The organism is Embleya sp. NPDC020630 (genome assembly GCF_044334985.1).
Lineage (GTDB): Bacteria > Actinomycetota > Actinomycetes > Streptomycetales > Streptomycetaceae > Embleya.
Window position 1 is genome coordinate 395,771 of record NZ_JBIRUB010000004.1, and the last position, 21,008, is coordinate 416,778.

The 21,008-nt window shown below is 72.1% G+C and carries 20 protein-coding genes and 1 riboswitch; of the genes, 13 read left to right on the plus strand and 7 right to left on the minus strand.

Features of this window, described 5'->3' with window-relative positions; genetic code table 11:
- Positions 1-136 precede the first annotated feature (136 nt).
- Both aroB and ACH4XV_RS17755 read left to right on the plus strand, forming a co-directional pair.
- Positions 137-1,327, plus strand: coding sequence for a 3-dehydroquinate synthase (aroB, locus tag ACH4XV_RS17750; RefSeq protein WP_395790743.1), 1,191 nt, complete (start codon positions 137-139; stop codon positions 1,325-1,327).
- Positions 1,320-2,222 carry a carbohydrate kinase family protein gene (locus ACH4XV_RS17755; protein WP_395790745.1) on the plus strand — a complete coding sequence of 301 codons (903 nt, stop codon included), beginning with the start codon at positions 1,320-1,322 and terminating at the stop codon, positions 2,220-2,222. Before aroB ends, ACH4XV_RS17755 begins: the two co-directional genes overlap by 8 nt.
- Here the strand turns inward: ACH4XV_RS17755 and ACH4XV_RS17760 are convergent.
- The 3 genes from ACH4XV_RS17760 to ACH4XV_RS17770 are packed head-to-tail and all read right to left on the minus strand — an operon-like array spanning position 2,188 to position 5,359.
- Entirely contained in the window at positions 2,188-3,297 is a 1,110-nt protein-coding gene (locus ACH4XV_RS17760; RefSeq protein WP_395790747.1) for a sugar phosphate nucleotidyltransferase, read from the minus strand. The genes ACH4XV_RS17755 and ACH4XV_RS17760 overlap by 35 nt on opposite strands.
- Entirely contained in the window at positions 3,294-4,409 is a 1,116-nt protein-coding gene (locus tag ACH4XV_RS17765; protein ID WP_395790749.1) for a sugar phosphate isomerase/epimerase family protein, read from the minus strand. The genes ACH4XV_RS17760 and ACH4XV_RS17765 overlap by 4 nt, the downstream gene beginning before the upstream one ends.
- Positions 4,410-4,444: 35 nt before the next feature.
- Positions 4,445-5,359 (minus strand): BadF/BadG/BcrA/BcrD ATPase family protein, encoded by a 915-nt coding sequence (locus ACH4XV_RS17770; RefSeq protein WP_395790751.1) that lies wholly within the window; start codon positions 5,357-5,359, stop codon positions 4,445-4,447.
- A gap of 133 nt (positions 5,360-5,492) precedes the next feature.
- Here ACH4XV_RS17770 and ACH4XV_RS17775 point away from each other — a divergent pair, with 133 nt between their 5' ends.
- From ACH4XV_RS17775 to ACH4XV_RS17800, 6 genes are read left to right on the plus strand one after another with little or no spacing between them, the layout of a single operon-like run.
- The gene (locus ACH4XV_RS17775) at positions 5,493-6,842 is read left to right on the plus strand and encodes an MFS transporter (protein ID WP_395790753.1); all 1,350 of its coding nucleotides are present in this window, start codon (positions 5,493-5,495) and stop codon (positions 6,840-6,842) included.
- Positions 6,839-7,801 carry an SDR family oxidoreductase gene (locus ACH4XV_RS17780; protein ID WP_395790755.1) on the plus strand — a complete coding sequence of 321 codons (963 nt, stop codon included), beginning with the start codon at positions 6,839-6,841 and terminating at the stop codon, positions 7,799-7,801. Before ACH4XV_RS17775 ends, ACH4XV_RS17780 begins: the two co-directional genes overlap by 4 nt.
- Positions 7,801-9,237 (plus strand): trehalose-6-phosphate synthase, encoded by a 1,437-nt coding sequence (locus tag ACH4XV_RS17785; RefSeq protein ID WP_395790757.1) that lies wholly within the window; start codon positions 7,801-7,803, stop codon positions 9,235-9,237. The genes ACH4XV_RS17780 and ACH4XV_RS17785 overlap by 1 nt, the downstream gene beginning before the upstream one ends.
- Positions 9,230-10,576, plus strand: a complete 1,347-nt coding sequence (locus ACH4XV_RS17790) for an aspartate aminotransferase family protein (RefSeq protein ID WP_395790759.1) — start codon at positions 9,230-9,232, stop codon at positions 10,574-10,576. Before ACH4XV_RS17785 ends, ACH4XV_RS17790 begins: the two co-directional genes overlap by 8 nt.
- Entirely contained in the window at positions 10,573-11,583 is a 1,011-nt protein-coding gene (locus tag ACH4XV_RS17795) for an alcohol dehydrogenase catalytic domain-containing protein (protein WP_395790761.1), read from the plus strand. The genes ACH4XV_RS17790 and ACH4XV_RS17795 overlap by 4 nt, the downstream gene beginning before the upstream one ends.
- 10 nt (positions 11,584-11,593) lie before the next feature.
- Positions 11,594-12,004: a PPOX class F420-dependent oxidoreductase gene (locus ACH4XV_RS17800; protein WP_395790763.1), complete on the plus strand. Its 411-nt coding sequence runs from the start codon at positions 11,594-11,596 to the stop codon at positions 12,002-12,004.
- 27 nt (positions 12,005-12,031) lie between these two features.
- On the opposite strand, the gene ACH4XV_RS17805 is transcribed toward ACH4XV_RS17800, so the two are convergent.
- A complete protein-coding gene (locus tag ACH4XV_RS17805) occupies positions 12,032-12,616 on the minus strand; it encodes a histidine phosphatase family protein (RefSeq protein WP_395790765.1) in 585 nt (194 codons plus the stop codon).
- 124 nt (positions 12,617-12,740) lie between these two features.
- A riboswitch (cobalamin riboswitch) is annotated at positions 12,741-12,828 on the plus strand.
- A 51-nt stretch (positions 12,829-12,879) separates the two neighbouring features.
- Here ACH4XV_RS17805 and ACH4XV_RS17810 point away from each other — a divergent pair.
- From ACH4XV_RS17810 to ACH4XV_RS17820, 3 genes are all read left to right on the plus strand, one after another.
- A complete protein-coding gene (locus ACH4XV_RS17810) occupies positions 12,880-13,092 on the plus strand; it encodes a CbtB-domain containing protein (protein ID WP_395790767.1) in 213 nt (70 codons plus the stop codon).
- A 95-nt stretch (positions 13,093-13,187) separates the two neighbouring features.
- The gene (locus tag ACH4XV_RS17815; protein WP_395790769.1) at positions 13,188-13,946 is read left to right on the plus strand and encodes a CbtA family protein; all 759 of its coding nucleotides are present in this window, start codon (positions 13,188-13,190) and stop codon (positions 13,944-13,946) included.
- 252 nt (positions 13,947-14,198) lie between these two features.
- Positions 14,199-14,693 (plus strand): topology modulation protein, encoded by a 495-nt coding sequence (locus ACH4XV_RS17820; RefSeq protein ID WP_395790771.1) that lies wholly within the window; start codon positions 14,199-14,201, stop codon positions 14,691-14,693.
- An 18-nt stretch (positions 14,694-14,711) separates the two neighbouring features.
- On the opposite strand, the gene ACH4XV_RS17825 is transcribed toward ACH4XV_RS17820, so the two are convergent.
- From ACH4XV_RS17825 to ACH4XV_RS17835, 3 genes are all read right to left on the minus strand, one after another.
- Positions 14,712-15,314, minus strand: coding sequence for an Lrp/AsnC family transcriptional regulator (locus ACH4XV_RS17825; RefSeq protein WP_395790773.1), 603 nt, complete (start codon positions 15,312-15,314; stop codon positions 14,712-14,714).
- 44 nt (positions 15,315-15,358) lie between these two features.
- The gene (locus ACH4XV_RS17830; RefSeq protein WP_395790775.1) at positions 15,359-16,756 is read right to left on the minus strand and encodes an NAD(P)/FAD-dependent oxidoreductase; all 1,398 of its coding nucleotides are present in this window, start codon (positions 16,754-16,756) and stop codon (positions 15,359-15,361) included.
- Positions 16,757-17,109: 353 nt separating this feature from the next.
- The gene (locus ACH4XV_RS17835) at positions 17,110-18,558 is read right to left on the minus strand and encodes an aldehyde dehydrogenase family protein (protein WP_395790777.1); all 1,449 of its coding nucleotides are present in this window, start codon (positions 18,556-18,558) and stop codon (positions 17,110-17,112) included.
- 293 nt (positions 18,559-18,851) lie between these two features.
- On the opposite strand from ACH4XV_RS17835, the gene ACH4XV_RS17840 reads away from it, so the two are divergent.
- Positions 18,852-20,315 carry an APC family permease gene (locus tag ACH4XV_RS17840; protein WP_395790779.1) on the plus strand — a complete coding sequence of 488 codons (1,464 nt, stop codon included), beginning with the start codon at positions 18,852-18,854 and terminating at the stop codon, positions 20,313-20,315.
- Positions 20,316-20,403: 88 nt separating this feature from the next.
- Entirely contained in the window at positions 20,404-20,979 is a 576-nt protein-coding gene (locus tag ACH4XV_RS17845; protein WP_395790781.1) for a GNAT family N-acetyltransferase, read from the plus strand.
- The last annotated feature ends 29 nt before the right edge of the window (positions 20,980-21,008 follow it).

Genomic DNA, 21,008 nt, shown 5'->3' on the forward strand with positions numbered 1-21,008 from the left:
AAGGGTCTGCTATACCCGCGCGGGCGCACTCTGGGTGAGTCGTTGTTGACTTTTCGTAGCACCCGCCGTAATTATTTCGGCAGCGAATATCCGGATTGTCTGCGACGTCTTCGTTGAGCCGCCGGGGTGTGAATATATGACCGAATACGTCCGAGTGTCCGAACAGCTGGCGCTGCCTCGCGGCCGGGTCGATCCGATCATGGCGACCGCTCGGCGGCTCGACACATATCCGGTCCATGTCTGCCTCGACGAGAACACCGCGCTCGCGCGCCTGTGCGCCGAGATCGACGGCCGCCGGGTCGCGCTGGTCACCGACGACACCGTGCTCGCGTTACACGCACACCGCCTGACCGAACGCCTGATCGCCGCCGGACTCGACGTGGTCGCCACCTCCTTCCCGGCCGGCGAGGCCAGCAAGAGCCTGCGCACCGCGAGCACGCTGCTCGACTGGCTGGCCGAAACCTCGCTGGTACGCCGGGACATCCTGCTCGCGGTCGGCGGCGGCGTGGTGATGGACACCGTCGGCTGGGTGGCCAGCGCGTACATGCGCGGACTGCCGTACATCAACGTGCCCACCACGCTGCTCGCGCACGTGGACGCGGCCCTGGGCGGCAAGGTGGCCATCGACCACCCGTCCGCGAAGAACCTGATCGGCGCCTTCTACCAACCCCGCGCGGTGGTCTCCAACGTCGGCTATCTGAGCACCCAGGACGATCGTGGGCTGCGCGCCGGACTGGCCGAGGCGATCAAGACCGGGATCATCGCCTCGCCCGAGTTGTTCGAGCTGATCGAGCACCGGCACGCGGCCCTACTGGCCGCCGAACCCGGGCCCACCGCCGCCCTCGTGCATGCCTCCAGCGTGATCAAGTGCCGCCTGATCGCCCGCGATCCGTACGAGCGGGACCTGTGTCGGCCGCTGAACTTCGGGCACACCATCGGACACGCGGTGGAGACCGCGACCGGCTACGGCCCGGTCCTGCACGGCGAGGCGGTCGCGTTCGGGATGGCCTGCGCGGCGCGCATCGCCGAACGCCGTGGGCTGCTCGACCCGGCCCTGCTCGCCCGGGTGATCGCACTCCTCGACCGGGTGCGACTGCCCACCACGCTCGCCGCGTTGCCGGCGCCGCTCGATCCGGCGTCCACCGTCGAGGCGCTGGGGCAGATCCGCAAGATCCGGGACGGCCGGCTGCGCTTCGTGCTGCCCACCGCACTCGGCGAGACCGTGATCACCGACGACGTCACCGACGAGGAGATCCACGCCGCGCTCGTGGTCTCCACCGGATCCGAGGCCACCCTGGCGCGCACCCACGGAGGTATCGATGGCTGAACCCGCCGGGCTGGATGTGTTCGTGGTCGGCGGGGTCGGCGTGGACGTCATCGTTCGGGTGCCGGAACTCCCGTTGCCGATAAGCGATTTCAAGGTGCCGCCGATCCGCAGCTATGTCGCGCACACCGGCAACGGGGTGGCCCTGGGCTGTCGGGCGTTGGGGTTGCGCACACACCTCGCCGCCGTGCTCGGCGAGGACCCGGAGGCGGACTTCGTGCTCGCGCACTACGCACGGCACGGGCTGTCCTTCGCGCATGCCACCGACCCCGCCGGCACCCCGCGCAGCGTGAACCTGGTCGGTCCGGACGGCGAACGACTCTCACTGCACGACAGCCGGCTGCCGAAGGACCTGGTGGTCGACCCCGATCTGTACCGCCCCGCGCTGGCCCGGACCCGGCACGCGCACGTGTCGATCGGCGGCTGGTCGCGGGCCGCGCTGGCGGAGGCGGTCGAGGCGGGCGTGTCCACCTCGACCGACCTGCACGGCTGGGACGGGAAGGACCCCGCCCGGGCCGACTTCGCCTACGGCGCCGAACTGGTGTTCACCTCCACCAACCGGCTCGGCGACCGGGTCGAGGAGGCCGCGCGGGACCTGCTCGCCCGGGGCCGGGCGAAGATCGTGATCGCGATGGCGGGTGGTCGGGGCAGCTATCTGGTGGTGCCGGATCGGCCGCTGTGGCACGTACCGGCGTTGGCCATGCGGGCCGACGAGGTGGTGGACACCAACGGGGCCGGGGACAGCTACGTCTCCGGCTTCCTGTACGCCTACCTCGCCGGCCACGACTGGGCCGCGTGCGCCGCCGCAGGCACTCATGCGGGGGCGCACGCGGTCCGCACGGCCGGTACGCACACGTCGTTCATCACGGCGGAAGAGCTGGATCGTGCGGTGTCCTGAGCGGCGGGTTCGGAGTCACGATCCCGCTCGGGGTGACGATGGCGTCGCGGACCGTGCTGCCGGCGGCGACCGTGGCGCCCGGCAGCACCACCGAGCGCAGTACGGTCGCGCCCGGTTCGAGGTGACAGCCCGGGTGGAGCACACTGCCCTCGACCCGCGTCCCCGGTGGTATCCCGGTGCCCAGCAGACTCCCGTCGGAGTACCGGGGGAACCCGTCCCCCAGGCCCGCGAGGGTGCGCGGCAGCAGGTCGGCGGGGATCGGGTGCGGCGGGTCGAGCAGCCGCAACTGCTCGTCCCGGTAACGCTCGACCGTCCCGATGTCGGCCCAGTGGTCGGCCACCCGATACGCCGTCACCCGGTCGCCCCTCGCGATCATCGCGGGCAGTACGTCGCGGCTGATGTCGTGTTGCCACCCCGTCTCGCCACGCGCAGCCAGTACCGCCAGCACCTCGCGCAGCGCGGCGATCCGGAACACGCAGAACGCGGTGAACACCAGGTCGGAGGTCGGCCGCGCGGGCTTCTCGACCAGGGCTCGGACCCGGCCGTCGGGATCGGTCTCGACCATGCCGAACAGGTGCACCCAGCGGCGCTCGATACGCTGTACGCCGATCGTGCAGTCGGCGTCGGCGGCACGATGCGCGGCCAGCATCGGCGCATAGTCGAACACGTAGACGTGGTCCGCGTGTTGGATCAGCAGATCGCGCGCGCCGGGGGCGAACAGGTATTCCGCGTTGGCCAGCAGCGCGTCGGCGGTGCCGCGTTCGGCGGACCGGGCGGGCAGGATCGCGCCGGGGCCGGATCGGGCCAGGGCGTCGTGCGGACCGAAGTGCAGCCGGGTACCCGGGTGTTCGTCCCAGTGTGCGATCAGGTGCCGGACCAGGTCGGACTCGCGGTGCTGGGAGAGCAGGACCAGTTCGGGCAGGCCGGAGCGGATCGCGTTGGCCACGCTGAAGTCGACCAGGCGGCAGCTCGCGGCGTACGGAACGAGCGGTTTGCAGACGGTCGCGGTGAGCGGGCCCATACGCTCGCCCAAGCCGCCCGCGAGCAGCCCGCCGCGTACTCCGTCGAGCGTCACCAAGTCCGCCCCGGAGCGACACCGGCGGGGATCAGCGTGCGCAGCAGCGTCAGCGAAGTGGTGATGCCCTGCTCCGTCGGCAGTAGGGCGTCCTCGTGTTCCACGTAGATCACTCCCCGGTAGTCGTCGTCGAGCAGCGCGGCCACGATGGCCGGCCAGGGCAGGGCGCCGGCGCCGAGGGCACGGAAGCGGATCGCCGGGCCCGGGCCGTAGCGCGACCAGCCCGCGCCGCGCGGCGGCTCGGTGTCGGCCCAGCGCTGGAGGTCCTTGGCATGCACCGCGGCCAGTCCCCGACCCCAGCCGCGAACACAGGCCACCGGGTCGTATCCGACGGCGGCGAGGTTGGCGGGGTCCACGCACACATGCACCCCGCTCGCGGCGGACAGCAGCGCCCGCGTGCTGACCGGGTCGTACGCGACCTGCTTGGGATGCGGCTCGATCACCACACGTACGCCCAGCGTGTCCGCCAATTCCAGCACCGGGCGCGCGGCGTGCACCCACGCGTCCACGTTGTCCTGCCAACTCACCTCGCTGCCCGACCAGGACAACCAGCGGGCCAGATCGGGCACGCCGAGCATGAGCCGCACCAGCGGTGCGCCCACCCCGGCGGCGAAGCGCACCGTCCCGAGCGCGGCGCGCAGCCCGAACGCCCGCTTGGCCTCCGCACTGCCGACCAACACCGCGTCGGTGTGCGGCCCGTGCGGGCCCAGTACGAGCTGGGTGTCCCGGCTGTTGCTGACGCACCCGACCTCGACGCCGGCCGCCGCGCACCGCTCACGCACGTCACGCTGATGGCGCGGATCCTCGAGGCGGGCCGCGTCCACGAGCGCGAAGGCGCGGTCGACGGGCAGATCGACGACGTCCACTCCGACGTCGCGGGCCACCGCCAACGCCCCCGCCAGTCCGGAGGGCGCCAGCGCGGCGAGACAGATCCCGAGCCGAATGGGCGCGGTGGCCGGGGCGTTTCGGGCCGCGGGCGGGGCGGATGGGGCCGGTGGGGTGGGGTTGTGGTGCTCAGCTCCGGTGGGGCTCTGGTCCTCGGGTCCGGTGGGGTTTCGGTCCTCGGCTCGGGCGGCGTTCCGGTCCTCGGCTCCGGTGGGGCTTCGGGTCATCGGCGGTCCCCCTCGTTCGGTTGCGTCTCGCGTCCTCACAGGTGGCGGATGTGTGCCCAACCCTTGGGCGGCGAACCCTCGTTCGCCCGCAGGGCGGCATACACCGCGTCCACGGGATCGGCGATCACGGTCGGCGATTCGGCCGCGCCGAGTTCGGTGACCACACGCCGGCTCAGCTCGGCCGCGTACGGCGGACACCCCCGGAACACGCCGCCGTTGAGCACGACGCGCCAGGTGCCGCTCAGGCCCGCCGCGTCCCGGGCCGCGCGGACCCCGTCGACCAGATCGTCGAGGCCGGCCCGCACCACCTCGCCCGCGACCGCGTCGCCCGCCTGCCACGCCGCGCACACCTCGGGCGCCAACGCGGCCACCGCGCTCTTGGGGAACGGCTCCGCGGCCAGCCGGCGGGCCAGTTCGCGCGGACCCCGGGCGGCGAACAGCGTGGTCGGCCGCCCGCGCCCGTCCGCGCCGCGCACGGCGGCCCGCAATCCGGCCGCGCCGAGCGCGTACGCGCTGCCCTCGTCGCTGCCCAGATACTCGCAGCCCCCGATCACCACCGGCGGCCCCGCGTCCGGCCCGGAGCCCGCCACGCAGGCCGATCCGGTCCCGGCCACCACGACCACCCCACGCCCGGCCGTCGGCGGCGCGAGCAGCAGCGGCGGTACGTCCCCGGAGACCACCAGCCGCCCCACCAGGCCCTGTTCGCGCGCCAGCACCGCCAATCGATCGATCTCCGCCGGCGCGGTGTCCATGGTGATCGTGGAGCTCGCGAACCAGCCCAGCGCGGGTGCCCCCGCCAGGTCCGCGGCGATCTCGGCCAGCAGCCGCGCCAGCGTCTCCTCGGCCGCCGCGCCCGCCGACGCGGGGTTCACCGACTCCCGGGTGTACCGCGCGTCGCCCACCCTGGCCGTGGTGCGTGTGCCGCCGGCGTCGATCGCCCAGTACTCCACCGTCGAAAGCCTCCGCAGTCCGTCGAAATCGCCCGCCGCCGGTCACGCTATCGGTGCGGAAGGCCGGCTCGGGGTAGTGGTGGGGAGATACGGTGGGCGACACTCTCGGTCACCTGTGACGGACGGAGTGTGCATGCGATACGGCGGCGGTGTGCTCGGTCTGCTTGCCCCGGCGACGAGTTGGGGGCTGTTCTGGGGCGGTTGGGCCGCGCTGCTGCCCACCCTCCAGGACGAACTCGGGTTGGACGACGGGAATCTGGGCCTGGCGCTGTTCGCGGTCCCGGTGGCGGCGGTGCCCGCGATGTTGCTGACCGGGCCGCTCGCGCGGCGGCTCGGCCCGCGTACGTTGCCCCTGGTCACCCTCGGGTTCGCGCTCGGCACGCTCGCCGTCGCGGTGGCCGGGTCGCGCTGGACGTTCGCCGCCGCGCTGTTGCTGGTCGGCGCGACCAGCGGGGCGATCGAGGTGGCGCTCAACGCCACCACCGCCGCGCGCGAGGCGCTCACCGGCGAGCGGCTGTTCCACCGGGTCCAGGCGGCCACCCCGCTCGCGATGGTCCTGGCCGCCCCGGCGGTCGGTCTCGCGCTGCACGCGGGGGTGTCGGCGCGGGCGATCCTGGTGACGATCGCCGTACTGGTCGCGCTGAGCGCGGTGGCGGCGATCGACCGCCGGCACTGGCAGGAGGAGGCGGCCGGACCCCCCGGATCGGAGCGCGCCGAGCGGGCGAACGGCCGTCTCCTGATCGCGCTTTCGGTGGTCGGCGCGGTCGGCGGCACGGTGCTGCTGATGGAGAACACCGTCGAGCAGTGGGGCGCGATCCACCTCACCGACAACCTCGGCACCGGCCCGTTCCTCGCCTCGTGCGGCCCGGCGGTCTACATGGCGGGCCTGTCCGCCGGCCGCCTGCTCGCCCAGTGGCGCGGCGAACAGGTCGGCGACGCCCCGCTGATCGTCGGCGGCGGCGCGCTCGGCGGCCTGGGCCTGGCGCTCGCGGCGGCGGCCTGGTCCACCCCGACCACCCTCGCCGGCTTCGCGCTCGCCGGCGTCGGGCTGGCGCCGGTGTTGCCCACGCTGCTCGCCGCGACCGGTCGCGCGGTCGCCCCGAGTCGGCGCCCGCAGGCGATCTCGCTGGTCACCACCGTGTCCTACGCCGGCTTCCTCGGCGCCCCGCCGCTGGTCGGCACCCTGGCCGGCCGGCTGGGCCTGGGTACGGTCCTCGGCATCGTGGCGCTGTGCGGGGTGGTGGTGATGGTGGGCGCGCGGTCGTTGCGGCTGCTGCCCGCCGAGACCGGCCCGGGCGCGTCCGGCCCGGACGGCGATCCCGATGATCCCGACGATCCGGGCGGCTCCGGCGGCTCCGGCCGCTCCACCGACGGTGATCGCTCCACCGAAGGCGACCGTTCCGAAGGCGACCGTTCCGAAGGCGGCCGTTCCGACCCACCGCACCACCCACGTCCGCCGCACCGGAAGGGAGTCGCCCGATGACCCGGGTCCTGCTGTTCGGATCGGGGTACATAGCCGGCCACGTCGGCGCCCGGTTGACCCGCCTCGGCCACGGCGTCGTGCTCGGTTCGCGGCGCCGCCCGCGCACCCCGGAGACCCGGGGGCTGCGCTGGCTTCCGGTGGACGTGGCCGATCCGCGCGAGGTGCGCACGGTGGTCGACGCGGTCCGCCCCGACGCGGTGGTGGCAGCGCACGGGCCCTCGGACATCACCCGGTGTGAGGCCGATCCGGCGGGCGCGGCCGCGGTACACGTCGCCGGGGCCCGACACGTGGTGGCGGCGCTGGCAGGGCGGGCCGCGCGGATGGTGCTGATCTCCACGGACAACGTCTTCCCGGGCCACGCGGACAGCTGCGCCGAGTCCGCGCCGACCTCGCCCGCCAACGCCTACGGGCGGGCCAAGCTCGCCGCCGAGGCCGCCTACCTGGCCGGCGGCGACGCGCTCGTGTTGCGGGTCAGCCTGGTGTACGGCTGGGACCGGGCCGGACTGCGGCCGAACTTCTTCACCACGTGCGCCGAACGGCTCGGCGCGGGCGAGCCCGTGGCAGTGCCGGACGAGCACTGGAACACCCCGGTGCTGATCGACGACGTCGCGGCCTGGACCGCCGCGCTGCTCGACTCGCCGCACACGGGCGTGGTGCATCTGGGCGGGCCGCGGCGGCTGTCCCGGGTGCAGTGGGCCCGGCACATCGCGGCGGTGCACGGCGTGGACCCGGCGCTGGTGACCGCCGTGCCGCAGCGGGACACCGGGTACGCCTGCCGCCCGCGCAACGCGTGCCTGCACAGTGAACGCGCCGCGCACCTGCCCGAATTGCACGGCCTGGACCCGGTCGACGTGTTCGCGGCCGACGCGGCGCTGATCGCGGCCGTGGTCGGGCCGACCGGATCGATCGCCTCAGCCGCTCTCGACGCTTCAGCCGCTCTCGGAAGGGACCAGCCCTGATGGACCGTCATCTGTTCCTGGCCAGCAAGCGTGCCGCAGTCAGCTTCGCCCCCGATCCGGTGACCGGCGCGCTGCGTCCGTGGCTCGCGCCAGGCGGTACCGGCAACGTGGTCGCCGAACAGGCGGGCGTGCTCGACGTGACCTGGATCGCCAGCGCGGACAGCGACGACGATCATCGGGCGGCCCGGGAGAGCCCGAACGGCCTGAGTCTGCGCCTGCGTTCGGGCCGCGACATCCGGGTCCGACTGCTGCGGCACGACCGGGAGACCTTCGACGTCGTACAGAACTTCATGACCGCGCAGCTGATGTGGGCCGCGAACAACTACGGCTGGGACCGGTGGACAACGCCGACCTTCGGCGCCGAGACCTATACCGCCCTGGAACGATTCACCGAGTTCACCGAGGACTTCGCCGGTGCGCTGCTCGCCGACTCGGCCGATGTCGCCGATCCGGTGTACCTGGTGCACGACTACCAACTCGTGGGCGTACCGGCCCGGTTGCGCGCCGTGCGGGCGACCGCGCCGATCCTGCTGTTCGTGCACATCCCCTGGCCCTCGCCCGACTACTGGCGGATCCTGCCCCGGGCGCTGCGGGTGGGCCTGCTCGAAGGCATGTTGCCGGCGACCACGATCGGCTTCTTCGCCGAGCGGTGGTGCCGCAACTTCCTGGACTGCGTGGCGGATCTGATACCCGATGCCGACGTGGACCGCAACGCGGGCGTGATCCGATGGCGCGGCCGGCGCACGGGCGTGCGCACCATGCCGCTCGGCTACAGCCCGCGCGCGCTCGACGCGGACCATCCGCGCCTGCCGGCGGGGATCGCGGAGTGGGCGGGCGACGCGCCCCTGGTGGTGCACAGCGGCCGGACCGACCCGATGAAGAACGCCGAACGCGCCGTCCGGGCCTTCGTGGTCGCCCACCGCCGCGAGCCCGCGGTGCGCTCCTCCCGGATGCTGGTCCGGATGAATCCGAACCGGCTCTACGTCGAGGCGAACGCCGACTACGTCCGTCGCGTGGAGTACACGATCGCCGAGGCGAACGCCGAACTGGGCCCGGACACCGTGCGATTGCACTGCGACAACGAGGTGGAGCACACCATCGGCTGCTTCCGCCGGGCCGACGCGCTGATCTTCAACTCGACGGTGGACGGCCAGAATCTGAGCACCTTCGAGGCCCCGTTGGTCAACGAGCGCGACGCGGACGTGATCCTGTCCGAGATGTGCGGCGCGGCGGAGATCCTGGCCCCGGTGTGCCGCACGATCAACCCGTTCGACCTGGTCGAGCAGGCCGACGCGCTGATCGGTGCGCTGACCGCGTCCCCCGCCGAACGGGCGGCGGCGGCCGAGCGGCGACGCAAGGTGGCCGAACCCTGGACGCTCGAAGCCTGGGTCCGCACCCAGTTGGAGTGGCTCGACGCGGACCACCGCGATGACTGAGTCGGCCGAGGAGCGCGCCGCCGCGACCGCCCGGGTCGCGCAATACCGGCTGGGCGATGAGCAGTTGGTGCGCGGCGAGGGCATCCGCTCGTGGGACGCGAGCGGCCGGGAATACCTGGACTGCGTGTCCGGGACGTTCAATCTGATCCTCGGCCACCACCATCCCGAGGTGATGGCCGCCGTCCGGGCGCAGACCGAGGAACTGGTCTTCGCCTCCTCGTCGTTTCGCACCGAGTCCACCGACCGCCTGATGCGCGACCTGGCCGCGCTGGCCCCGGCCGGTCTGACCCGGGTGAACCTGCGCAGCAGCGGCGGCTCGACCGCCAACGAGGGCGCGATCCGCATCGCCCAGCACCACACCGGCCGGCGCGACGTGATCGTGCCGTTCCGGGGCCACGTCGGCCAGACCATCGCCGCCGCCGGGTACAACGGCAGCAGTCGGATGCGGGCGCCGTTCCACATGCCGCCGCTCGGCGCGGTACACGTGCCCGACGCCTACTGCTTTCGCTGCTTCTACCGGCAGACCCCGGACAGTTGCGGCATGTTGTGCGTGAGCCGGATCGAGGACTTCATCACGTACGCCAGTTCGGGCAGCGTGGCGTGTGTCCTGATCGAGCCGATCAGCGGAATGGGCGGCAACATCGTGCCTCCCCCGGACTACTTCCCGGCCCTGCGGGCCCTGTGCGACGAGCACGGGATCGTGTTGATCTTCGACGAGATCCAGACCGCGTTCGGCCGCACCGGGCAGATGTTCGCGGCCGATCTGTTCGGCGTGGTGCCGCACATGATGACCGTCTCGAAGGGGCTGACCGGCAGCGGACTGCCGCTCGCGGCGATTGTGACCGAGGAGCGCATGGCCGACTGGGACCGTTCATTGCACGGCTTCACCTACGGTGGCCACAACCTGGCCGCCGCGGCGGCGGTCAAGACGCTGGAGATCGTCCGACGCCCCGGTTTCCTGGAGAACGTGCGCCGGACCGGCGCGATCCTGACCGAGCGGCTGTGCGCTCTGCAACGGGAGCACCCGATGCTCGGCGACGTACGCGGGCCCGGGCTGATGCTCGGCCTCGAACTGGTGCGCCCGGACGGGGGCAAGGCCCCGGAACTCGCCCACACGTTCCAGCGCGCGTTGCACGCCCGGGGTGTACTGACCCGGGTATCCGAGCACGGGCTCGGCAATGTCATCGAGTTGCGTCCGCCGCTGATCCTGACCCCCGCGGAGGCGCATCTGATCGCCGACCGATTCGGCGAGGCGCTCGCGATGGTGGCCGCCGAAGCGGTCGGGCGGACCATGCCCGCGCCCCGCGTCGGCACCGCTCGCCCGGATCGGGCCGGATGAGGGTCGAGTTGGGCCCGCACGGCCCGCACCTGCGGCTCGGCCGACCACACCCGCCGGCGGGCGAACACCGGGTGCGGATCCGGATCGCGTTGGCCGGTCTGTGTCGCTCCGACCTCAAGGAGGTGGCCCGCGAGCGGCACGGTCCCAGTCAGTTCGGCCACGAACTGGTCGGCGTGGTCGCCGAGTCCACCCTGCCCGAGGTGCTGCCGGTCGGTGCCCGGGTGGGCCTGGATCCCAATGTGCCGCTCGCGCGCACCAGCGGCTTCGCCACCGAGATGTACGCGGCCGGCCCGGCCGACCGGCTGACCGCCGCGCTGCCCCGGATCCCGGCCGAACTCTCGGACCGGCAGGCGGTCTTCGCCGAACCGCTGGCCTGCGCCGAGCACTGCGTCGCGGCCCTGGTCGGGCACACCGGCATCCCCCTCCTCGGTCGGCGCGTGGTGGTGTTCGGCGCGGGCGCGGCCGGTCTGTGGATCGCCCGCCTAGCCGAACTCGCGGGCGCCGAGGTCACGTTGGCCAATCGCAGTGCCGACCGCACCGAATTCCTGCGGGCGCGCGGTTTCGAGGTGCGGCCGAGCGTGGGGCTGCCGTCGTCGGCGTTCGCGCTCGCCGTGATCGCGACCAGCTTCGTGCGCCCGGAGATTTTGACCGAGGCCCTGCGCACACTCGTTCCCGACGGGCTGGTTCTGCTCTACGGTGGCACCGCCCCGGGCGATCGACTCCCGGACCTGGCCTGCGATCTGGACCGGGTCCGGCGCCGCGAGCAGGTGGTGCGCACCACGTGGGCGGGTCGGCCGGTCACCGTGGCCGGCAGCTACGGCACCGGCCGCGCCGACTTCGCCGCCGCGCTGGCGGTATTGCCGAAGCTGCCCGTGGAGCGCCTGGTGACCGCGGAGATCACCCTCGCCGAACTCCCGGCCGTTCTGCGCGAACAGGTGAGTGGTCGGCCGCTGGGCAAGACGCTGATCCGACCACGAGCCGCGACCGCTCCCACGAACGCGACGTAGGATCCGGGACATGACGATCTCTCTGGGTGATTCCGCCCGCAAGCTCCTCGACGCGGCGCACCCGGCCGTACTGGCCACCGTGAACCGGGACGGCAGCCCGCAGACCTCCGTGGTGTGGGTGGGTCGCGACGGCGACGACGTCCTCGTCTCCACCCAGGCCGGCCGGCTCAAGGACCGCAACCTGCGCCGCGACCCGCGCGCGAGCCTGACCATCTACGACCCCGCCGACTCCGAGGTCTACGTCGAGGTACGCGGCACCACCACGATCACCGAGGACGTCGGCCGCCGGCTCGCGATGGAGTTGGCCGAGAAGTACGAGGGCCCGGGCGCCGGCGACGAATACCTGAACCTCCCGCCGGAGTCGGTGCGCGTGGTCGTGCGCCTGACCCCGACCCGGATCACCGGCACCGCGACCGACTGAGCACCGCTCGACGACCCCGCCAGGGTTTCACGCCCGGCCCGGCACGCCGAAGCCGCGCAGGGCCCAACGCGGGCCGTTGCGGGTGAGGTCGACCCGGGCCAACGGGCCGGCGTCCAGGTGCCAGAGCACGCTCGCGGGGGCCCGCAGCGCGTGCACCGCGACGGCGCGCGCGACGGTCGGGTGGGTCACCGCGATCACCCGCGCGTGCTCCGCCGCCCGGCCCAGCTCGTCCAGCCACTTCCCGGCCCGCGCCGACACCGAGGCCAGGGACTCGCCGCCGTGCGGGGCCGCGTCCGGATCGGCCAACCACGCGGCCACCCCGGCCGGATCCGCGGCCAACACCTCGTCGAGGGTGCGGCCCGCCCAGTCGCCGTGGTCGCAGTCGCGCAGCGCCGGCTCGACGCGTATCTCGGCCAAGCCGAGCGCGGCGGCGGTCTCGGCGCAGCGCAACTCCGGCCCACGCAGCGCCCGCGGCGCCCGTCCACTCGGCGGCCGGGCCTGCTCCCGGGCCGCCGCCAGGCCGGCCGCGGTCGGCGGCTCGTCCAGCGGGAAGGCCGCGCGCGCGGTGGCCGCGGTCGCGGCATGGCATACCAAGGTGACCCGTGTACTCATATCCGTGTACTCACCCCAGTCCGCCCGGTTCAAGACTTGCACAAGTCTGCCGTCCGGAGCCCCAGGCCCGTTGACCCGCTCAGGCGGCGGCCCCTAGATTCCGATCGACCTCGCGTCGCGACGAGGAAGCCGGTGAGACCCCGGCACGGACGCGCCACTGTGATCGAGCCGTCGACCCGCGCAAGCGGGGTTCCGGCGGCCGTGAGTCAGACCCTCCCGCGACGCACCCCGCACACGGGCGCGTTGCCCCGAAGGAGGATTCCGTGGCTCAGGCTGCCGTTCCCCGTCCCGCCGCCACACCGATCACGATCCCGGTCCGGGCGATCGTGCCCTGGGCCGCGTTCGCGGGGGCGTTCCTGCTGTTCCTGATCTACTTCGTCGCCTCCGAGCAGGGCGCGGTCGCGCTTTTCTCGGGTACCGGTGTGCACGAGTTCGTGCACGACGGGCGCCACCTGCTCGGCTTCCCCTGCCACTGACGGCCGCGCGATCGTGCGGCCGCACGGTCGCGCCGTGAGGCACGTTCGGCGCGGCCCTCGGTCGAGGGCCGCCGCACAGGGAGTCGACATCGCGCATGGTGCGAAATCTGTTGATCCGCGGCATGCTCACCGGCGTTCTCGCCGGGGCACTGGCGTGGGTGTTCGCGTGGGTCTTCGGTGAGCCGCAGATCCGCGACGCGATCGCGTTCGAGGAGCACGGGCACGAGGGCGGCGCGGCCGGCGATCATCCCGAGGAGGAGGTCGTCGGTCGGGGCGTGCAGAGCACGATCGGCATGCTGACCGGGGTCGGTGTGTACGGGATCGCGATCGGCGGCCTGTTCGCGCTGGTCTTCGCTTTCGCGTACGGCCGGATCGGCCCGTTCCGGCCCAGGGCCACCGCCGGGTTGTTGGCGCTGCTCGGCTTCGCGGCGGTGATCGTGGTGCCGTTCCTGAAGTATCCGGCGAACCCGCCGGCCGTCGGCGACGCGGACACCATCGGGCGGCGTACCGCGCTGTACTTCGGCATGCTCACGCTGTCCGTACTGTTCGCGGCGGCGGCGGTGATCCTGGCCCGGCGGCTGACCGACCGGCTCGGGGCCTGGAACGCCGTCCCGCTCGCGGTGGCCGGCTTCCTCGTCGCGGTGGGCATCACGATGTGGGCGATGCCGACGGTGAACGAGGTGCCGGCCGAGTTCTCGGCCACGGTGCTCTGGCGTTTCCGGGTGGCCTCGCTCGGCGTGCACGCCATCATCTGGACCACGTTCGGCCTGGTCTTCGGCCTGTTCGCGGAACGCGTTCTGCGGCCCGCGGCCGATCCCAGGCCCGAACCCCGAGTCCCGGCCGCCGCCGGTTGACCGGGCCGGTCCACCACGGTGTCGCGACCGAACCCCGGCCGCGACCCCGCCCGCCGGTCGGGCCATCCAGGGCCCGACCGGCGAGCCCGCAAAATCCAGCCCGGCCGGCGTTTGAGGCCGGCTCGGCCGAAGGCCGGGTCACCCAGCCGAGCCGGGCGCATGACGCCAAGGGCCGGGCGGGACCGGGCCCGCCCGGCAAACTCCCGGTAATCCACGCGCGTGGCGCCCGCCGCCTCCGTACGCTGCGAGACCATGCGCAAGATCGTCGTCGTCGGCGTCGGCGGAACCGGCAGGCCCGAGTTGGCCGACGCCCTGGGTACCCGACTCGACCTCCCCGTCACCCACCTGGACACCCTGTACCACCGTGAGGATCGAACCACCGCTTCGGCCGAGGAGTTCGCCGACGCGCAGCGCGCGCTGGTCGCCCGGTCCGAGTGGATCGTGGTCGGCAACTACGCCTCCACACTGCCGATCCGGCTGCGGGCGGCGGACGCCGTGGTCTTCCTCGACATCCATCCGCCGGCCGCGATCACCGCGATACTGGCCCGCCGCCGGCACCCCGAGGCGGGCGATCACGACCGGCTCGACCCGAGCGTGCTGCGCTCGGTCCTGGCCTACCGGCACTCGGTCCGCCCCCGGGTGCGCCGACTGCTCGCCGCGCACTCCGCGCCGGACGTCCCGGTGCACACGTTCACCACCCGTCGCGCCGCCGACCGCTGGCTCGCCGGCCTGCCGACGAGCGGCTGAGCCGCGACGGGCGGGCGGTCAGCGGCTGTCCCGCTGGTCCAGGCCCGACCCCGGCGCTATCTCCGGCGCGTCGAGCAGCGAGGACTCGACGCCGCCGACGCCCCAGCCGTACGCGAGCTTGTGCACCTCCAGCACGAAGAAGGAATCGGTGGAGAGCACCCCGTCGATCAACAACAGGCGCCGGTTGAGCAGATCGGTGAAGTGGTCGGTGTCCCGGCAGATCACCTCCACCATCACGTCGTACTGTCCCGCGACCATCACCACGTACGACGTCTCGGGCAACTCGCGCAGTTCCCGGCACACTTCCCGGGCGCTGCCGGGCCGTACCCGCATGCCGATCATCGCGAGCCGGTCGAACCCGATGGTGAGCGGGTTGGCGATGCCGACGATCTGGAGCGTCCCGCTCTCCTCCAGGCGCTGCACCCGATAGCGCACCGAGGACGCCGGGATGCCCAGGTCCTCGGCGATCTGCTTGTACGCACGCCGGCCGTCGGCCTGGAGGATGGCGATGATGCGCCGGTCGATGTCGTCCAGCGGGCCTGCAGGGGTCATGCGGCTGCTCCGGGTCTGCTGCGGCGCCGGGTTCGGCGCGTATGCCTGGTCCTGATCTCCGGCGGCCATCTTCCCCTGTTCCTCACGGCCTTCGGGTCCGGCGCCCGGGTGGTTCACGAGTCGAAGCCCAGTCCGAGTCGGTCCAGCGAGCGCAGCCACAGGTTGCGGCCCCCGTGCGCGTCCTCGCGGGCCATCGACCAGCGGGTGGCCTGGATGCCGATCCAGCGCGCGGGCTCGGGCGGGAACGGGATCGGCTTGCGCTTGATCATGGTGAGTTCGGTACGTTCCGACCGGGTGCCGGCGAGCAGGTCCAGCATCACCTCGGCGCCGAACCGGGTGGCCCCGACGCCGAGTCCGGTGAAGCCGAGCGCGTAGCCGACCCGGCCGGCCGCGGCGGTGCCGGCGAACATGCAGAACCGGGTGGTCGAGTCGATCACGCCGCCCCACGCGTGCGAGAAGGCGACGTCGGCGAGCGGCGGGAAGGTCGCGGCGAACTGCTCGGCGAGGATGTCGAACGTCTCCGGGCGCTGGGTCAGCGCCTCGTCGACCCTGCTGCCGAACGGGTAGATGGCGTCGTAACCGCCCCACAGGATGCGGTTGTCGGCGGTCTTGCGCAGGTAGTGGAACTGGTTGCCCGCGTCGGTGACGCCGTGTTCGCCGGTCCAGCCGATCGCGGCGAGTTGTTCGTCCGTGAGCGGCTCGGTGGTGAGCGCGTAGTCGTACACCGGGACCATGCTCAGGCCGAGCCGGCGCAGCAGCGGCGGGTAGATGTTGGTGGCGAGCGCCACCCGACGGGCGGCGACGAGCCCGTAGGCGGTGCTCAGCCGGACCGCGTCGGCGGGCTTGGTGTCGATCGAGGTGACCTCGGTACGCTCGACGATCCGCACACCGGCGTCCAGGCAGGCTCGGCGCAGCCCCCAGACCAGGCGCGCGGGGTCCAGGAGCGCGTAGTCGGGCTGCCACACGCCCGCCGCCCACAACGGCGAGTCGACGTAGGCGCGCAGCGCGTCCCCTTCCAGGTATTCGGCCTTCTCCCCGTAGCGATGGGCAACCCCCACCGACGCCCGCAGGGACTCGGCCTGCCAGGGGGTGGCGGCAACGGCGACCTTGCCGAAACGCCCGAACCCACAGTCGATCCCATGCGTGTCCAAGTCACGCTCGAACGCATCGAGATTGCGCGCACCCAGGCGCTGCAACGTATCGATCTCATCCGGCCACCGTTGCAGCCCGTTGGCCAACCCATGGGTAAGACTCGGCGAGCAGAACCCCCCGTTGCGGCCACTGGCGGCATGCCCACAGGTGCCCTGCTCCAACACCAGTACATCCCGCCCGGGATCCCGCTGCTTGGCGATCAACGCGGTCCAAAGCCCGGTATACCCGCCACCAACCACGGCCAGATCAACCCGAACATCCCCCACGAGCCGCGCCAACGGCTCGGGACACTCGATCCGATCCAACCAAAACGGCTCCTGGGCAGCATTACGCAAGGCAATGCGGTGACTCGGGGTCATGCGGTTCCCTACGGGGTAGTGACCGGTATTCGTAAAGGCAAGCCAAAACGCGGCCTCAACCGCCGGCCAGGCTGACTGCGTCCGGCCTTCGGCCGAGGGTGGCCTCAAACGCCGGCCCGGCTGGATTTCGCAAACCCAGCCATCGACAGCCCGGCCGGCGTTTGAGGCCAAATAGCCGGGCCGGCGCTTGAGGCCACCTCGGCCGAAGGCCGGGTCACACCCAGCCCGGCCGGCGCTTGAGGCCAAGCAGCCCGGCCGGCGCTTGAGGCCAAGCAGCCCGGCCGGCGCTTGAGGCCACCCTCGGCCGGAGGCCGGGGTCACCCAGCCCGGCCGGCGTTTGAGGCCAACGGCGGCTAGAGGTTGATCACGCCCGTGCGGAGGTCGGACATGTCCAGGAGCGTGTGCTTGCCCCCGATCCGCCCCCACCCCGTACCCCGATTCCCGGCCCCGCCGAACGGCATGTTCACGTCCCAAAAACACGTGCTGTCGTTCACCACGACCTGCCCCACCGCCATCTCCTCCACAAACCGATACGCCGCCCGCATGCTCCGCGTGAACACGGCCCCCTGAAGCCCCAACTTGTCGTCGTTGGCCAGCCGCAGCGCATCGTCCTCGTCCACGGCAGTGATGATCGGCACGACCGGCCCGAACGACTCCTCCCGCGACAGCAGACTGTCCACGGGGACCTCGTCCACCACGGTGAACTCGTAGTACAACTCCGTCGGCATCCCCACCCGGCGCTTGCCGCCCAAAAGCACCTTCGCGCCCCGCTCGTGCGCATCCGCGATGTGCCGATCCATCTTCGCGGCGACACCCTCGTTGTTCAGCGACCCCAAGTTCGTGGCGGCGTCGAACGGGTCACCGAGCACCACGTCCTCGGCGGCCCGCAACACCGCCGCCACGAACGCGTCGTGTACCGCGTCGACCACGATCACCCGCTCGGTGGCGCAGCAGACCTGCCCGGCGCACAGGTACGCGCCGTACACCGCGGCCTTGGCGGCGGCGGCCAGGTCGGCGTCCTCCAGCACGACCAGCGGCCCGTTGCCGGAGCACTCCATGATCGAGCGCTTGAGCCCGGCGGCGGCCTGGATCTTGGCTCCGGTCGCGGAGGACCCGATGAAGCCGATCGCGTCGATGCCGTCGTGCCGCACGAGCGCGTCGCCCGTGGCGCCCTCGCCCGGGAGGATGTTGATCAGACCCTCCGGCACCCCGGCCGCGACGAACGCCTCCATCGCCTTGAGCACCGTCAGCGGCGTGTTGGCCGGCGGCTTGACCACGTGCGCGTTGCCCGTGGCCAGCCCCGGGGCGACGAACTCGGCGAGCATGAGCAGCGGGAAGTTCCAGGGGGTGATGATGCCCCAGGTGCCGACCGGCGCGTAGAAAGTCCACATGCGCTTCGTGCCGTCGGTGGAGGGCATCGTCTCGCCGTGCAGCCGGACCGCGTCCTCGGCGTGCAGGTGGAAGAGCTGCGCGGCCTCCTCGATGTCGGCGACCGACTCGGCGAGCGGCTTGCCCTGCTCCAGGGTCTGGAGGCGGGCCAGCTCGTCGACCCGCTTGGTGATCTCGTCGCCGATGCGGTGACACAACTCCGCGCGCTGCCAGACGTTGACCCTGGCCCACGCGCGCTGCGCGGTGTTGGCGGCGGCGACGGCCCGGTCCAGGTCGGCGGCGGTGGGCACCGGGACGGTGGCCACGTGCTCGCCGGTTACCGGGCTGATCACGTCGTAGCCCTCGGTGCCGGCGCCGTCGACGTAGGCGCCGTTGATGAAGAACTGGTGGCGGGCGGGGCCGTTGCTGCTCATGCGGGGGGATCCCTCTCTGTCCTCGGGCGGCGTATGTTCAGACTTCATCAGCAACTTTGACCTGTCAATAGATCTCAATGAGCAACTTCGACTGCTCTCATTTGTCGAACGAACAAAGAAGAACCCTTGACGTGGTTGAAAACCCGGATCTATAACAGGGCCATCAGCAGGGCCACCGGCAGGGCCGACGACGGCGTCGACAGCAGCGCGTCCGGAGCCCGCGACCCCCTCCCCCAAGCGGCCGTCCCCCGGGAACCTCCACCGGCCGCTCCCACCCCGCGAAGGGGAAACGTATGTCCGCAGCACCTCACCCGGCCGCCCCCGGCTCGACCGGTACCGCCGCCGACACCGTGGTCGACCCGCCCGCGCTCGCCAAGAAGATGCGCTGGTACGACGGCTTCGCGATGTCCCTGACCATGCCCGCCGCGCTGATCGCCTCGCTCGGAGCCTCGATCGGCGGCCTCGGCGCGTGGGGCGCGATCGCCCTGTGGGCCGGTTCGATGCTCCTGGCCACGATCGCCAACTGGATCTACACCGAGTTGGCCGCGATGTTCCCCGAGTCGTCCGGCGGCATCGCGCACTACGCGACCGAGGGTTGGAAGAAGCGCGCGCCGTTCGTCGGCCCGCTGGCCAGCATCGGTTACTGGTTTCCCTGGACCACCGCGCTGTCCGTGTACGCGGGCATCATCGGCTCGCTGGTCCAGGCCCAGTGGTTCCAGGGCCAGGACTGGACCCTGGACCTGGGCTTCGCCGAGCTGACCTTCCCGATCGTGGTCGGCATCGCGGTGATCGTGCTGCTCTTCGGCGCGGCCATGTTCGGCCTGCACGTCGCGATGTGGGTCGTCTACGTCACCGGCGGCATGCTGCTCGTCCCGCTCGTGGTGTTCATCGTGCTGCCGTTCGCCAGTGGCGACTGGAGCGCGAGCAACCTGCACTGGAACCTGCACGGCGCGGCCGGCATCCGCGAATCGTTGGTGTGGCTGTACGTGATGGCCTGGACGTCGTTCGGCGTCGAGGTCTGCGCGACCTTCGCGCCGGAGTACAAGGACACCGTCAAGGACACCTCGCGGGCGCTGCGCGCGGGTGTGCTGTTCTCGCTCGGCGTGTTCATCCTGCTGCCGCTGGCGCTGGCCGGCTATGTCGGCGAGGAGAAGATCGGGCTCGACCCGACCACCTTCTACGTCGGCGCGTTCAACGACCTGGTGGGCGGCGCGGCCGACCTGATGGTGGTCTTCCTGATCGCCTCGCTGCTGCTGATCATGATCACCGGCCTGGCCGACGGTTCGCGCGTGCTCTACAACATGGGCAAGGAGGGCACCACGATCAAGCAGGTCGGCGTGCTCAACCGGCGCGGCGTGCCGGCGCGGGCCCTGATGATCGCCCTCGTGGTCAACGTGGTCATCCTGATCGCGCTCAAGACCCCGCTCGCGATCATCGTGACCGGCAACCTGGGCTACATCCTGACCCACGTACTGGCCATCTCGGGCTTCGCGATGTTGCGCCGGGACCGCCCGGACCTGGCCCGGCCGATCCGGCTGCCGAACTTCTTCGTGCCGCTGGCCTGGCTGCTGGCCGCGTTCCTGGCCGTGGTGTTGGTGGTCGGCGCAACCGGGTTCTCCATCACCGGCTACGGCGGCTTCAAGGAACTGGGCATCGCCTGCGGCGTGTTGGTCGTCGGCGTGGCGCTATGGCTCTACCGCACGAGAGTCCAGGACCCCCGCGACGCGGCACACGTGGGCGCCGCCGCCAAGCGGTAGACCCGCTCCGCCCAGGCTTTCCCGCACACGGGGCCATCGCGCACGTCGCGGTGGCCCCGTGTCCGCTCCGCCAGGGCACACTCGAACCATGTCTGCCGAACCGTCATCCGCGTATGTACTGCCGTCCCACGTCGAGGTGGTCGCCCCCGGGATCCATCTGCGGGAGTGGACCGACGCCGATCTGCCTTCCCTGGTCGAGTTGTTCGACGAAACCGAGATGGCCCGCTGGACGCCCCTCGCGTCCCCGTTCGATGTCGAGGCGGCCCGGGCGTTCCTCGCCAAGGTCCGGCGGACCCGGGCGGAGCAGCGGGCGATCCAGCCGGCGGTGACCGTCGACGGTGGTCGGCCGTGCGGCGCGGTGATGTTGTTCGTCGGCGACGAAACGGTGGGCGATTGCGCCGAGTTGGCCTACGGGATCGGCGCCGGTCATCGTGGGCTCGGTCTGGCCGCGAAGTCGGTGCGGTTGATGACCGAGTACGCCTATCACCCGGTCGGCGTGCCCGAGGTGGTGCTGCGCATCCCGGCGGACAACGTGGCGAGCATCGGCGTCGCCCGGGCCACGGGATTCGTGCGCGCGGACGCGCCGCCGGTGGGTCGGGATCGGCGGGGCGTCGAACTGGAGTTGGATCTGTGGGTGCACCGAGCGGCCGAGCCGGAGCACTGAGCGCCCCGGGTGGGAAGGCGAGCGCTCTC